A 14193-nucleotide genomic window follows, 5' to 3' on the forward strand; every position below is an offset into this window, starting at 1 on the left:
GAGTATTGCCCTGTTCGGACCTCTTCGACAAGACGCTGAGTAGTCGACCCCGGTGTCAGCGAAGTGCCGCTACGGACACTCAGCGTCCGTGACGGCGCTTCGCTGACACATCCCCCGCCCGCTCCACCGTGATGGGGAGGCCGTGGCGCGGCCGGGTTCCTAGCGTCGGGGGCAACCGACGCCGAGGAGACCGCCGTGACGACGACAGCCACGACGACCGCCGCACCGACGACCGCCGCTCCCGAGGGGCTCCGCGCCACCGCCGCAGGGCTGGTCGCGGACGGGCGGGGCGTCCTCGCCGCCGACGAGAGCCCGTCGACGATGTCGCAGCGCCTGAAGGCCGTCGGCGTCCCGCCGACCGAGGAGCACCGCCGCGCCTACCGCGAGCTGCTCGTCACGGCCGATGACCTGGCGACCGACGTCAGCGGCGTCATCCTCTGCGACGAGACCGTGCGCCAGCACCTCGCCGACGGGCGGCCGTTCCCCGCCGCGATCGCCGCGGCCGGTCTGGCCACCGGGGTCAAGGTCGACACCGGCACGGAGCCGCTGGACGACGCCGACGACGGCGAGACGATCACCCGGGGCCTCGACGGGCTGGCCGAGCGCGTCGCGGAGTACGTCGTGCTCGGCGCGCGGTTCGCGAAGTGGCGCGCGGTGCTGCACCTCGGCGCGGGCCGGCCGTCGAGCCGGGCGCTCGAGGCGAACGCCGAGGCGCTCGCCCGCTACGCGCGCACCTGCCAGGACGGCGGGCTCGTGCCGATCGTCGAGCCCGAGCTGCTGTCCGCGGGCGGGCACCGCCTCGAGGTCTGCGCCGCGGCGACCGCCCGGACGCTCGCGACCCTGGCCCGCGCGCTCGAGGCCCACGGCGTCGACCCGGCGGCGATGGTGCTCAAGCCGAACATGGTCACCGCGGGGGAGGGGTCCCGGGCGCCCGCGGGGCCGGCCGAAGTGGCGCGCGCGACCGTCGACGTGCTGCGCGCGACGATGCCGACCGACCTGGCGGGCGTCGCGTTCCTCTCCGGCGGCCAGTCGTCGGAGACCGCGGCGGCCAACCTCGCCGCGATCCGTCGTCGCGGCGGGCCGTGGCCCCTGACGTTCTCCTTCGGCCGCGCGCTCGTCTCGCCCGCCCTGCACGCCTGGCGCGGCGACCGCACGCGGGTCGCGGAAGGCCAGTCAGCGCTGCTGCGCGAGGTCGCGCGGGTGACGTCCTAGGCCCCTCGCCACCCGAGCTCCCCGTCGTCCAGCAGGTGGCGGACGAGGAGCTCGGTGCTCGCGGTGGCGTCGGGGTGGGTCACGACGTGCCAGGGCCGCGACAGCGGGACCCCGGCCACCGGCAGCTCCACGAGCGCCCCGTCGGCCAGCAGGTGCTCGGCGCCCTCGCGCGCCACGAGCGTCACCCCGAGCCCGGAGCGGGCCGCGGCGATCGTCGCCCCGTGCGAGCCGAGCACCAGCTGCGGCGGGTCGCCCGGCAGGTCCTCGAGCAGCGCGGTGAGCGTGGCGCGGATGCCCGAGCCCGCCTCGCGCAGCAGCCACGTCGCGGTCGCGGGGTCGAACGCGACGGCCGCGGAGGGTGCGCCGACGACGGTGAGGGTGTTGGCGCGCCGGGCCCGCACGCGCGCGTCGAGGTCGCCGGGCGGGCTCCCGGCGACGACGACGTCGACCTCGTGGTGGCGCAGCATCGGCCACACCGCGGCGCTCGGGGCGACCTCGACGCCGAGGGTGACGTCGGGGTGGTGGGCGCGGAAGGACGCGAGGAGGGCGGGCAGGAGGTGCTCGCCGGCCGTGGTGACCGCCCCGACCCGCACGTGGCCGTGCTCCGGGTCCGCCTCGCCGCGCGCGGCGGCCGTGGCCTCGTCGAGCAGGCCGAGGATGCGCCGGGCGTAGCCCGCGTACCGCGCGCCCGCCGGGGTCAGGCGCACCCCGCGCCCCTCCTTCTCGAGCAGCGCGACGCCGACCTCCTCGCCGAGCGCCCGCACGGCCGCGGAGACCGTGGACTCGGTGACCACGAGCGCCGCCGCCGCGCCGCGCACCGACCCCCGGTCGGCGAGCGCGACGAACGCCCGCAGGCGTGCGGTGGTGGTCACCCCCCGAACCTATGTGAGCGAACTTTGGGGCTATAGCACCAAAGTTCGCTCACATGGGACTCAGCCGCGGTGGCCGCCGGCGAAGACGCGGGAGGCGCGGAGGTCGGCGTCGGTGAGGGTGATGAGGTCGGCGAGACCCACCGACCTCGACGCGCCCTCCCCGAGCCGGCGGGCCTGGCGCATCCGGGCGCGGTCGAGGGCGTTGCGGACGCTGCGCGCGCCCGCGAACCACTCCTGCTCGCGGCGCAGCGCCAGGTACTCCGTCAACGCGACGGAGGCGTCCGGGGAGAACCCCAGCCCCTGCTCCGACGCCATCCCCTCGGCGATCGTCACCAGCTCGTCGGTCGAGAAGTCGGGGAAGTCGACGTGGTGGGCGATCCGGCTCTGCATCCCCGGGTTGGCCTCGAAGAACGTCGCCATCCGGTCGCTGTAGCCCGCGAGCACGACGACGAGGTCGTCGCGGTGCTCCTCCATCGCCTGCAGGAGGATCTCGATGGCCTCGCCGCCGTAGTCGCGCTCGTTGCCCGGCCGGTGCAGGTAGTAGGCCTCGTCGACGAACAGCACGCCGCCGCGGGCCTTGCCGACGATCTCCTTGGTCTTCGGCGCGGTGTGCCCGACGTACTGGCCGACGAGGTCGTCGCGGGTCGCGGTGACGAGGTGCCCGCGGCGCAGGTAGCCCAGGCCGTGCAGGAGGCCGCCGAGTCGCTGGGCGACCGTGGTCTTGCCGGTGCCCGGGTTGCCGGTGAAGCACATGTGCAGGGTCGGGCGATCGGTCGTGACCCCGAAGCGCTCGCGCACCCGGTCGACGACGAGCAGCGCCGCGAGCTCGCGCAGCCGCTCCTTGACCGGCGCGAGCCCGATCAGCTCGCGGTCGAGGGCGTCGAGGACGTCGTCGACACCGGCGTCGCGGCGGATCGCGTCGAGGTCGACGGTGTCGTCGGGCCCCAGCGTCTCGGGAGCAGCGGGCTCGGAGGGTTCCGGATCCGCGACGGCCGGGCGGGACGACCGCCCGGCCGTCGCGAACGAGACCCGCGTGCCGTCAGCCGCGGCCATGTCCGTTCCCGTTCCCGTGGCGGGCCGCCGGCACCGACGGGGCGTAGCGCGAGCCCGACGGGCGCTCGGTGGCGTAGGAGTGGATCGAGTAGTGGACCTGCCGGTCCGCGCCCTCCTGGCGGTCGACGCGGAACCCGGGCTCCTCGCCCGGCCGGTTGACCAGGAACGACAGCGCCACGGTCTGGCGGCCCAGCGAGGCGTCGTAGGCGTTGACCCGCACGTAGTGCTCCGGGTGCTCCTCGCGGCAGGCGCGCACCTCGTCCAGCACGGCCGCGGGGTCCTGCAGGTCGAACAGCGGCAGCCCCCACATCTCCCAGTAGGTGTTCCGGGGGTGCGGGTCGTCGGTGTACTCCACCGAGCAGGGCCAGCCGTGCTCGAGCGCGTAGGCGATCTGCGCGGTGATCTCGTCGTCGGTCAGGTCGGGCAGGAACGAGAACGTCCCCTGGGTGATGCGCACGGTGTCCTCCGGTTACGACGGGGTCGCGACGGCGTCGACGGTGTCGGTCGAGGCGTAGTCGAAGGTGACGTCGCCCCAGGTCGACAGGGCCATGTCCAGCGGCTTGTTGCGCTTCGCGGCGGTGCGCAGGATCTCCGGGCCCTCGGCGAGGTAGTCCCGGCCCTCGTTGCGCGCCTTGATCATCGACTCGACGGCGACGCGGTTGGCCTCGGCGCCCGAGGCGATGCCCATCGGGTGGCCGATGGTGCCGCCGCCGAACTGCAGGACGGTGTCCTCACCGAGGTGGTGCAGCAGCTGGTGCATCTGCCCGGCGTGGATGCCGCCCGAGGCGACCGGCATCGTCGCGGGCATCGAGACCCACTCCTGGTCGAAGTACAGGCCCTTCGACGGGTCCGCGGCGTAGCTGCCCTTGCGGAGCACGTCGTAGAAGCCGTGGACCGACGCCGGGTCGCCCTCCAGCTTGCCGACGACGGTGCCGGCGTGGATGTGGTCGACGCCCGCCAGGCGCATCCACTTCGAGATGACGCGGAAGCTCACGCCGTGGTTCTTCTGGCGCGTGTAGGTGGCGTGCCCGGCGCGGTGCAGGTGCAGGATCACGCCGTTGCGCCGCGCCCACTTCGACAGCGACTGGATCGCGGTGTAGCCGACGGTCAGGTCGACCATGACGATCACGCTGCCGAGGTCGCGGGCGAACTCGGCGCGCTCGTAGATGTCCTCCATGTCCGCGGCGGTCACGTTGAGGTAGTGGCCCTTGACCTCGCCGGTCTCGGCCTGCGCGCGGTTCACCGCCTCCATGCAGGCGAGGTAGCGGTCGCGCCAGCGCATGAAGGGCTGGGAGTTGATGTTCTCGTCGTCCTTGGTGAAGTCGAGGCCGCCGCGCAGGGCCTCGTAGACGACGCGGCCGTAGTTGCGGGCCGAGAGGCCGAGCTTGGGCTTGGTGGTCGCGCCGAGCAGCGGGCGGCCGAACTTGTTGAGGTACTCCCGCTCGGTGACGATCCCGTGCGGCGGGCCCGGGAACGTCTTGACGTAGTGCGGCGGGATCCGCATGTCCTCGAGGCGCAGCGCCTTGAGCGGCTTGAAGCCGAAGACGTTGCCGATGATGGAGCTGGTCAGGTTCGCGATCGACCCCTCCTCGAACAGGTCGAGGTCGTAGGCGATGTAGGCGATCCACTGCCCCTCGGCGCCCGGGACGGGCTCCACGCGGTAGCACTTCGCCTGGTAGTGCTCGAACGTCGTGAGCCGGTCGGTCCACACGACGGTCCACGTCGCCGTGCTGGACTCGCCGGCGACCGCGGCGCCCGCCTCTTCGGGCGGCACGCCGTCCTGCGGCGTCACGCGGAACGCGCAGAGCAGGTCGGTGTCCTTGGGTTCGTAGTCGGGCTGCCAGTACCCCATCTCCGCGTAGGGGATGACGCCCGCGCTCCATCGATCGGCCATGGCACCGAGCGTGCGGCCCGTTGCTGTGGAGGACAATCAAGTGTTGTGGGCGGACTCTTCGCTGTCCGGCGAAGCGTGGAGCGGCGCCGTGACCGTCATGGTCGTCCCCGTGCCCGGCCGCGACGTGACCCGGACGGTGCCGCCGACGAGCTCCGCGCGCTCGCGCACCGAGGCGAGGCCGTGCCCGCTGCCGTCGCGCTCGGCGACCTCGAACCCGACGCCGTCGTCGACGAGCTCGAGGCGCACCCCGGCGCTCCCGGTGGACAGCCGCACGGTCACCTCGTCGGCGCGGGCGTGCTTGAGCACGTTCTGCAGGGCCTCCTGCGCGATCCGGTACAGCGCCACCTCGACGTGCTCGGGCAGCCGCTGCTCGTCGAGGTCGAGCACGGCGCGGACGTCGGGCAGCCCGCGCGCCAGCGCCGCGAGCGCGCCCGCGAGCCCGAGGTCGTCGAGCACCGGCGGGCGCAGCGCCCCGATCGCGGCGCGGGCCTCGTCGAGGGTGGTCAGCACGAGGTCGCAGGCCGTCCCGAGGTCCGCCTCCGCCGCGGCGGCGTCGTCGCGACCCACCAGCGTGCGGACCGCGTCGAGGTGGAACGACAACGTCACCAGGCGCTGCGAGATGCCGTCGTGGATGTCGCGCGCCAGCCGCTGGCGTTCGGCCTCCTGCGCGGCCACCATCTGCTCGGCGAACCGCCCGTGCGCCTCCTCACGGGCGGCGAGACGGCGGTGCATCCGCGCCTGGTGCAGCGCTCCGGCGACGAGGCGTCCGATGGCCAGCAGCACGCGCACGTCGCGGTCGTCGAACTCCCGGCGCGCGAGCGTGTGCACGTTGAGCACCCCGGCGAGCCCGGCCGGCTCCGACTGCATCGGCACCGAGAGCATCGAGGTGTACTGCTCGCCCTGCAGCGACGGGATGGCGACGTAGCGCGGGTCGGCGTGCTTGTCGTCGGGGATGACGACGGGCTCGCGGTGGCTCGCGACCCACCCGGTGACGCCGGTGTCGAGCGGCAGGTGGACCTCGCCGACCTGCGCGTCGAACGGCGGTGTCGCGCCGGCCAGGGTCAGGGCGCGCTCGGTGTCGTCGAGGACGTGCACGAAGCAGACGTCGGTCGCGGTCGCCTCGGTGATGACGCGGGCGACCGCCGCGGCCAGCGGTTCGACGCCCGGCCCGCTCGTCGCCGCCTCGATGATCGCCAGCAGGACCTCGTTCTCCCGTTCGGGATCGGCGAGCCCGAGACCTCGTGGCGTGCTCACCGGAACACCCCCTCGCGCAGCGCGGCGGCGACGGCCGCGGTCCTGTCGGGCACCCGCAGCTTGCGGAGCAGCGAGCGCACGTGGCTCTTCACCGTCTCGTCGCCGATCACCAGCTCGGCGGCGATCGCACGGTTGCTGTGCCCGGCGACGAGCAGCGCGAGCACCTCGCTCTCGCGCTGCGTGAGACCCAGGTGCGCGCCCGGCCAGAACTCGTCGCGCTCCAGCCGCGCCGCCGACGCCGCCGCGCGCCCCGCCATCGTCGCGTCGACCACCGTCGTGCCCGCGGCGGCGAGCTCGAGGTGGCGCACCAGCTCCTCGCCGCCGATGTGCTTGAGCAGGTAGCCGGAGGCCCCCGCGCGGAGTGCCTGGTAGAGGTACTGCTCGTCGTCGTAGACGGAGAGCAGCACGATCTTCTGCCCGGGTACGCGCTCGCCGAGGCTGCGGCAGAGGTCGAGCCCGCTGTCGCCGCGCAGGCGCACGTCGCACAGCACGATGTCCGGGGCGAGGGAGAGGGCGACGTCGAGGGCCGTCGCGGCGTCGTTGGCGGTACCCACGACCCGCACCCGACCGGCGAACGGGGCGAGCATCGCCTTGAGCCCGGCCACCACCATCTCGTGGTCGTCGACCAGCACCACGCGCAGCGGTGCGGCGGGGCTCATCCGTTCACCCTAGGTCGCTCTCCCGCTCGACGGGTCGAGCTCCGCTGCGCGTCGTCTCCCCCGAACAACCCCCCGTCACGGGGGAGAGGGCCGTACGAGCGGTCCCTAGCGTCGATCGGGTCGAGAGGAGGCCTCGTGCCCGACAAGTCCCTGCGCATGCGCCGTGCGGGTTCCGCGCCGGCCCGCCGCCCGGTGATGCTCGCGATCGCCGGGGACAGCGCCGCCGGCAAGACGACGATGACCCGCGGACTCGTCGAGGCGCTCGGTCCCGAGCGGTGCGTGTCGCTGTGCACCGACGACTACCACCGCTACGACCGGGAGGAGCGCAAGGACCTGCCGTTCACCGCGCTCCACCCCGACTGCAACCACCTCGAGATCATGGAGCAGCACCTGCAGCTGCTGGCGACGGGCGCGCCCGTGCTCAAGCCGGTGTACGACCACTCCACCGGTGAGCTCGTGCGCCCCGAGCTGGTCGAGCCCGCGGAGTTCGTCATCGTCGAGGGGCTCTTCCCGCTGTGGAGCAAGCTCTCGCGGGCGTGCTTCGACGTCACCGTCTTCCTCGACCCGCCCGAGGAGATCCGCCGTGGCTGGAAGGTCGCCCGGGACACGAGCAAGCGCGGCTACTCCGAGGAGAAGGTGCTCGCCGAGCTCGAACGTCGCGAGCCCGAGTCCGAGGCGTACATCCGCCCCCAGCGCGCGTCCGCCGACCTCGTCGTGCGCTTCGCCCCGATCGAGAGCCGCGACGACCCCGAGGACACCCCGCTGTCGGCGACGATGATGATGCGTCCGACCATCGGCCACCCCGACCTGACCGAGACCCTCCAGCCGGGGCTCTCCCGCGCCGTGCACCTCAAGCTCGAGCGCGACCGGGACGGCCGGCCGGTCGAGTCGCTGCACGTGCACGGGTACGTGCCCCGGGAGGAGAGCGTCGCGGTGGAGAAGGCGATCTGGACCTCGCTCGGGACGCCCGACACCGAGACCCCGGAGTGCCTCGGGCGCCTCGGCGACGGGCGCAGCGAACCGCTGGCCATCGCGCAGCTGCTGCTGCTCTACCACCTCACCGAGGCAGCCCGGTGAGGGCCGTGGTCTTCGACGTCGACGGCACCCTCGCCGAGACCGAGCGCGACGGGCACCGGGTCGCGTTCAACGAGGCCCTGGCGGCGCACGGCGTCGACCTGCACTGGGACGTCGTGCGCTACCGCGAGCTGCTCACGATCACCGGCGGCCGCCCGCGCCTGGCCGCCGACCTGCGACGGCACGGCATCGACGACGCCGACGAGGTCGCCGCGCGGGTGCACCGCACCAAGACCGAGCTGTTCGTCGACGTCGTCCGCCGCGGCGCGATCGCCCCGCGGCCCGGCGTCCCGGAGCTCGTCGACGACCTGCGCGCCCACGGCGTGCGGATCGCGATCGCGACCACGGGCCGGCGGGCGTGGGTGGAGCCGCTCGTGCGCCATCTCATCGGGGACGTCGAGGTGACCGTGTGCGGCGACGACGTCGCCGCCCTCAAGCCCGACCCCGAGGCCTACGTCCTGGCGCTGTCGCGGTTGGGCCTCGACGCCGCGCGGGTGGTCGCCGTCGAGGACTCCGGGCCCGGTCTCGCGGCCGCCCGCGCCGCCGGGCTCGCGACCGTCGTCGTCACCAACGACGACACGGCCCACCACGACGTCCGCGGTGCGGCGCTCGTGCGGGAGGCCTTCGACCGGCCCGGACCGCTCACCGCCGCCGATCTCGCCGACGCGCTGACGGGCGCCCGCGCGTAGCGGGCGCCCGCCGGCGTCGGGGCGGCACTCACCACCCCGACGTGCCCGTCGAGGTGCCGGTGCCGGAGCCGGTGCCGCCGTCGGTCGTGCCGGTGCCGGTGCTCGTGCCGCTGCTGGTCCCGGAGCTGGTGCCGTCGGTGGTGCCCGTGCCGTGGCCGTCGGTGGTGCCGTGCTCGCCGGTGGTGCTGCCGGTGTCGTGCGAGCGCGGCGGGTCGAGACGCGGCGTGGACGTCGAGGTCGTCGTGCGTCGCGTCGTGGTGGTGGTCGTCGTGGTCGGCACGGTCTCGGCGACGTAGACGGTGGGCGTGTGGGTCGTCGTCGTGGTGGTCGGGGTCTCGGTCGCGGGCGGTGGCGGCGGGACGTTGATGACGGGTCCCGGAGCGGCCACGGCCGGGGCGGCGGCACTCGCCAGGGCGATCGCCCCGCCGCCGAGGGCGCCGAGGGCCAGCACCGCGGCGGCCAGGCCCGTCGCCAGCCCGCGGCGGCGGGGCCGCGCCCTGCGGGCGGGCCCGGCCTCCGCGCCGTGCGCGACCGGCGCGACCCGGGTCGGGGTGGGGGCGGAGATCGGGGTGGAGATCGGGGCGGGACGCGGGGGCGCGCTGATCGGCGCGCTGATCGGACCGCTGGGGGCCCGGTCGACCGACGGCCGGACGGGGGTGCCTCCCGGCGCCGGCGCGCGGGCGGGCGTGCTCGACGACAGGCTGACCATCCGGGTCGCGCCGTCCTCGCGGAAGCGGGCGGCCAGACGGGCCGCGCCGAGGGCGACGGCGTGCTCGGGCTCGGGGTCGACGGCGACGGGGCGGCCGACGGCGTCGGCGAGCGCCGCCGCGGCCGTGCCCATGCGCGTCGACCACCCGGCGAGGATGACGGTGTCGAGGTCGGCCGCCGTGAGCCCCGCGCTCGCGAGGGTGCGGGCGAGCCCGGCGACGACGATGTCGTCCCCCGGCTGCGCGCCGACGGGCTGCGGGCGCGACTCGGGGCGGCCGAGGATGGTGAACCCGCCCTCGCGGTGCACCAGGACCGTGACGTCGAGGCTGTCGCCGCCGACGCCGACCACGGCGAGCACCGCCCCGTCGCGCAGGCCGTCCTGCGCCGCGTACTGACGGGCGACGGCCTCCGGCTCGCTGACCAGCGCGACCTTGCCGAGACCCAGCGCGTCGGCGACGCCCGCGAAGACGTCGCGCTCCTGGGCGCCCCACGTCGCCGGGTGCGTCAGGACGATGCCCGCCGGCGCGCCGCCCTCGCGCTCCGCGACACGGTCCACCACGCGGCGGAGCAGGACGCCGAGCAGCGCGCTCGCGGCCATCGGCGCGCCGTCGACCGTCATCGGCATCGGGTCGGTCAGGCGCGCCCGCATCCCGCTGGCGGCGCCGGCCCCGCCGGCCGCGGCGTGCCGGACCGCCGCGTCCCCGACGAGCGGTGGGCCCTCGGGCCTCCAGACCAGGACCGACGGCATGGCGGCGCTGTGCTCGCCGAGACCGACGACACCGACACGACCGGCCCGGTGGACGGCGGCGGTCGTGCTGCTGGTGCCGAGGTCGACACCGAGGTGGTAGGTCATCGCGGGCTCCGTGGACGCTGGTCGGGCGGGGTGTGCAGAAGCCTCGTGCGCCGCCGTCGCGCCGGGAGTGGGGCAGACCCCACCCCGGGTGGGTGCGCGCCCCCGACCTGTGGTCGTCCCGACCGTCCCGCGCCGGACGACTACCGTGCGCAGCGTGCTGGGCGACCCCGTCGTGCTCGGCGGGCGCACGGCGCCCAGCCGTGTGCTGTTCGGCCCGCACGTCACGCACCTGGCCGACCCCGCTCGCCCCCGCGCGCTGTCCCGCGACCACGTCGCGCACTACCGGGCCCGGGCGGCCGGCGGCGCCGGCGTCGTCGTCACCGAGGTCGCGTCCGTCGTCGCCGACGACCACCCCTACGAGGACGCGCCGCTGGCGGCGGCCTGCGCCGACGGGTGGCGCGACGTCGCGGACGCCTGCCGCCCGTACGGGACCCTCGTGCTCGCGGGCCTGGGCCATGCGGGCGGCCAGGGCTCGTCGGCCTACACCCGCGGGCCGCTGCACGCGCCGTCCCCGGTGCCCGACCCGGTGAGCGGGGAGGTGCCGGCGGCGCTCTCGGCGGACGGGATCGCGGACGTGGTCGCGGGGTTCGCGGCCGCCGCGGGCGCCGCCGTGGCCGCCGGCTGCGACGGGGTCGAGGTGGCGGCCGGGCAGCACGCCCTGCTGCGGCAGTTCCTGTCGGGGCTGACCAACCTCCGCGACGACGCGTACGGCACCGACCGGGCGCGGCTGCTGGTCGAGGTGCTCACCGCCGTGCGGGCCGCGGTGGGTCCCGACGCGGTCGTCGGGCTACGGCTCGGCGTCGACGAGCTGGCGCCGTGGGCGGGGATCACGCCGGCGGACGCGTCGTCCGTGCTGACGCGGGTCGCCGGGCTCGTCGACCTCGTCGTCCCCGTGCGGGGCTCGGCGCTCTCGGTCGGCGCGACCCGGCCCGACGCCCACACCGAGCCGGGCTTCCTGCGCGCGACGTGCCGGTCGGTGCGCACCGACGGCGTAGCGACGGTGCTGGCGGGCAGCGTCGTCGACCCGGTGTCCGCGCGGGACGTCCTGGAGTCCGGCGACGCCGACCTCGTCGAGATGACCCGCGCCCAGCTCGCCGACGCCGACCTCGTCGCCCTGGTCCGTGCGGGCTCGCCCGTGCGCCCGTGCGTGCTGACCAACCAGCAGTGCCGCGTGCGCGACGTCCGCAACCCGCGCATCTCCTGCACGGTCGCCGCGCCCGAGGTGCCCGAGCGGGTCGTGCCCCGGCGGGTGGACCCGGTGCTCGTCGTCGGGGCGGGGCCGGCCGGGCTCGAGGGCGCCCGGACGCTCGCGCGCGGCGGGTGTGCCGTGCGGCTCGTGGAGCGCGAGGACGCCGTCGGGGGACTGCTGCGCCTCGTGGCCGGCCTGCCGGGTCGCGGGCGCTTCGCCGACCTCATCTCCTGGTACGAGGGGGAGCTCGCGGCGCTCGGGGTGACGATCTCGCTGGGGACGGTCGCCGACGTGCCGACCGCCGGGCGGGTCCTGCTCGCGAGCGGCGGCGTCGACCGCCCCGGGCGGGGCACGCCGATCGCGGCGGCCCTGCGCGACGGGCTCCCGCCCGGCGCCGTCGTGGTCGACGACCCGCTCGGCGACGGCGCCGCGGTCGCCCTGGCCGAGCGGCTGGCGGCCGAGGGGCGGGAGGTCGCGATCGTGGCGCCCGGAGTGCTCGTCGGTCCCGGCCTCGCGCGCACCGGCGACCTCGTCGACGCCCAGGCCCGCCTCGCGCGGGCCGGGGTGCGGCGGGTGACGGAGGCGCGGGTCTCGGCGTGGTCGGGATCGTCGGTCACGGTCTCCGACGTCGTCACCGGCACGACGACGACCCTGCCCGCCGCGGTGCTCGTCGACGCCGGGCCCCGGCGTGCCCTGGCGGACCCGCCGGAACGTCCCGACCTGCACGTCGTCGGCGACGCCGTCGCCCCGCGGACCGTCGCGGAGGCGGTGCGCGAGGGCCGGGCGGCGGCGCGGGAGCTGCTGTCGTGACCGGCCTCGGGGACCCGGTCCGGCTCGGCCCGCTCGTCGCGCGGAACCGGATCGTCTTCCCGGCCCACCTCACCGACGCGGCGGTGGCCCGCCGGCCCACGCCCCAGCACGCCGCGTACTACGGCGCCCGCGCGGCGGGCGGGGCAGGCCTGGTGATCACCGAGGAGCAGTCGGTCGACCCCGCCGACCGGCCCTACGAGAAGCTCGTCGACGGCACCGACCCCGCCGTCGTGCCCGGCTACCGGGCGATCGCCGACGCCGTGCACGCGCACGGCGCGCTGGTGCTCGCGCAGGTCGGGCACAACGGCGGGCAGTCGTCCTCGCTCTACTCCCGCGCGCCGGTCGACGGCGTCGACGACGAGCCGGACCCGATGTTCCGGGAGGTGCCGCGGCCGTTGTCGTCCTCCGGTCGGGAGCGTCTCGTGGCCGGGTTCGGGCTCGTGGCCTCCCACGTCGCCGCCGGGGGCCTCGACGGCGTCGAGGTGCAGTGCTCGCAGGCCTCGTTGATCCGCCAGCTGTTCTCGACGAGGTCACCCCGGGCGCTGCCGTTCCTGCGCGCGGTGCTGGCGGCGGTGCGGTCCGCGGTCGGTCCCGATCGCGTCGTGGGTGTGCGCCTGCAGGGCGACGAGGGCATCCCCGGCGGGCTCTCGGCGTCCGACGCCGCCGCGGTGGCCCGGGAGGTCGAGCCGCTCGTGGACTACGTCAACACCGCCGTCGGCGTCGCCACCCGCACCCTGCCGCTGATCGAGCCCCCGATGGGCGTGCCGGCCGGGTACGCGTCGCACGTGCCGACGGCGGTGCGGGCGGCGGTGTCGGTGCCGGTGATCGGTGTCGGGCGCTTCACGACGCCGGAGCAGGCGCTCGACGCGGTGCGCTCGGGGTCGTGCGACCTCGTCGGCGTCGTCCGGGGGCAGATCGCCGACCCGGGGTTCGCGGGCAAGGCGCTGCGGGGCGAGCGTGTGCGCCGGTGCATCGGGTGCAACCAGGAGTGCATTACGCGCGTCGGGCTCAACCAGCGTCTGGGGTGCGCGGTGAACCCGGCGGCGGGGCGCGAGTCCGTTGCAGCGAACGGGTATCTCGCTGCTTCTCAGCGCGCGAAGTCCCCGTTCGCGGCCCGCGTCCTCGTCGTCGGCGGGGGTCCGGCCGGTCTCGCGGCGGCGGTCGCCGCGGCGCGGGACGGTGCGTCGGTGACGCTCGCCGAACGCTCCGACGTGCTCGGCGGGCAACTGGCCCTCGCCGCGCGGGCGCCGGAACGCCGGGAGCTGGCGAACGTCGTCGCCGACCTGGCGTTCGAGGCGCGCGCGGCCGGGGTGTCGGTGTGCCTGCGCCGCGAGGTCACCGAGGTCACCGAGGTCGCCGGCGTCGACGCGGTCGTGCTGGCGACGGGTGCGCGCCCGGCCCTGCCCGGCTGGGCCGCGGGGCACGCGCGCATCGTCGACGTCACCGACGTCCTCGCCGGGCGGGTCGCGCCGTCCGGGCGGGTGCTCGTCGTGGACGCGGGGCGGGGGCACGCGGCGACGTCGACCGCGGAGCTCCTCGCCCGCCGGGGCGCGGCGGTGACGACGGTGACCTCGGCGCTCGTCGCCGCCGGCGACCTCGCCCCGACCCTGGACCGCGAGCGCTGGCGCCGCCGCGCGTCCGACCTCGGCATCGTGGAGCTGACCGACCGGGTGGTGCTGGCCGCGCGGGAGGGTGCGGTCGACCTGCTGGCGCACCTCACGGGCGAGGTCACGACGTGGGAGACCGACTGGGTCGTCCACGCCGGCCCGCCGTCGCCGGTGGTGCCGTCGCTGGACACGGACGTCCCCGTCGTCCGCGTCGGCGACTGCGTCGCCCCCCGCGGCATCGACGCCGCCGTCCGCGAGGGCACGGCGGCGGGCGCCTCGGTACGTGAGCGAACTTCGGTGCTATAGCACCAAAGTTCGC

Annotated in this window: 12 protein-coding genes; 5 read left to right on the forward strand and 7 right to left on the reverse strand. The window is 75.8% G+C overall.

The features are described 5' to 3' along the window. The first annotated feature begins 195 nt into the window (after nt 1–195). Nucleotides 196–1212: a class I fructose-bisphosphate aldolase gene (locus tag ACR9E3_RS07740; RefSeq protein ID WP_460379629.1), complete on the forward strand. Its 1017-nt coding sequence runs from the start codon at nt 196–198 to the stop codon at nt 1210–1212. Here ACR9E3_RS07740 and ACR9E3_RS07745 read toward each other — a convergent pair. From ACR9E3_RS07745 to ACR9E3_RS07770, 6 genes are read right to left on the reverse strand one after another with little or no spacing between them, the layout of a single operon-like run. Next, on the reverse strand, nt 1209–2084 hold the full coding sequence (locus ACR9E3_RS07745) for a LysR family transcriptional regulator (RefSeq protein WP_460379630.1): 876 nt from the start codon (nt 2082–2084) through the stop codon (nt 1209–1211). The genes ACR9E3_RS07740 and ACR9E3_RS07745 overlap by 4 nt on opposite strands. Nucleotides 2085–2144: 60 nt before the next feature. Further along, on the reverse strand, nt 2145–3137 hold the full coding sequence (locus tag ACR9E3_RS07750; protein ID WP_460379631.1) for an AAA family ATPase: 993 nt from the start codon (nt 3135–3137) through the stop codon (nt 2145–2147). Next, nucleotides 3124–3594 carry a ribulose bisphosphate carboxylase small subunit gene (locus tag ACR9E3_RS07755; RefSeq protein WP_460379632.1) on the reverse strand — a complete coding sequence of 157 codons (471 nt, stop codon included), beginning with the start codon at nt 3592–3594 and terminating at the stop codon, nt 3124–3126. The genes ACR9E3_RS07750 and ACR9E3_RS07755 overlap by 14 nt, the downstream gene beginning before the upstream one ends. 12 nt (nt 3595–3606) lie before the next feature. Then, nucleotides 3607–5031 (reverse strand): form I ribulose bisphosphate carboxylase large subunit, encoded by a 1425-nt coding sequence (locus ACR9E3_RS07760; RefSeq protein ID WP_460379633.1) that lies wholly within the window; start codon nt 5029–5031, stop codon nt 3607–3609. 36 nt (nt 5032–5067) lie between these two features. Next, a complete protein-coding gene (locus tag ACR9E3_RS07765; protein ID WP_460379634.1) occupies nt 5068–6285 on the reverse strand; it encodes a GAF domain-containing sensor histidine kinase in 1218 nt (405 codons plus the stop codon). Beyond that, on the reverse strand, nt 6282–6944 hold the full coding sequence (locus tag ACR9E3_RS07770; protein ID WP_460379635.1) for a response regulator: 663 nt from the start codon (nt 6942–6944) through the stop codon (nt 6282–6284). The genes ACR9E3_RS07765 and ACR9E3_RS07770 overlap by 4 nt, the downstream gene beginning before the upstream one ends. A gap of 135 nt (nt 6945–7079) precedes the next feature. Between ACR9E3_RS07770 and ACR9E3_RS07775 the strand changes: the two genes are divergently transcribed. Together ACR9E3_RS07775 and ACR9E3_RS07780 are read left to right on the forward strand one after the other, a co-directional pair. Further along, nucleotides 7080–8021, forward strand: coding sequence for a phosphoribulokinase (locus tag ACR9E3_RS07775; RefSeq protein ID WP_460379636.1), 942 nt, complete (start codon nt 7080–7082; stop codon nt 8019–8021). Continuing rightward, a complete protein-coding gene (locus ACR9E3_RS07780) occupies nt 8018–8707 on the forward strand; it encodes an HAD-IA family hydrolase (protein WP_460379637.1) in 690 nt (229 codons plus the stop codon). Before ACR9E3_RS07775 ends, ACR9E3_RS07780 begins: the two co-directional genes overlap by 4 nt. Before the next feature lie 28 nt (nt 8708–8735). Here ACR9E3_RS07780 and ACR9E3_RS07785 read toward each other — a convergent pair whose 3' ends face one another. Beyond that, nucleotides 8736–10268, reverse strand: coding sequence for an Hsp70 family protein (locus ACR9E3_RS07785; protein WP_460379638.1), 1533 nt, complete (start codon nt 10266–10268; stop codon nt 8736–8738). Nucleotides 10269–10422: 154 nt separating this feature from the next. Between ACR9E3_RS07785 and ACR9E3_RS07790 the strand changes: the two genes are divergently transcribed. Then, a complete protein-coding gene (locus ACR9E3_RS07790; RefSeq protein WP_460379639.1) occupies nt 10423–12267 on the forward strand; it encodes an oxidoreductase in 1845 nt (614 codons plus the stop codon). Then, nucleotides 12264–14180, forward strand: a complete 1917-nt coding sequence (locus tag ACR9E3_RS07795) for an oxidoreductase (RefSeq protein WP_460379640.1) — start codon at nt 12264–12266, stop codon at nt 14178–14180. Before ACR9E3_RS07790 ends, ACR9E3_RS07795 begins: the two co-directional genes overlap by 4 nt. The last annotated feature ends 13 nt before the right edge of the window (nt 14181–14193 follow it).

The sequence above is a fragment of the Actinomycetospora sp. C-140 genome, from assembly GCF_054796175.1.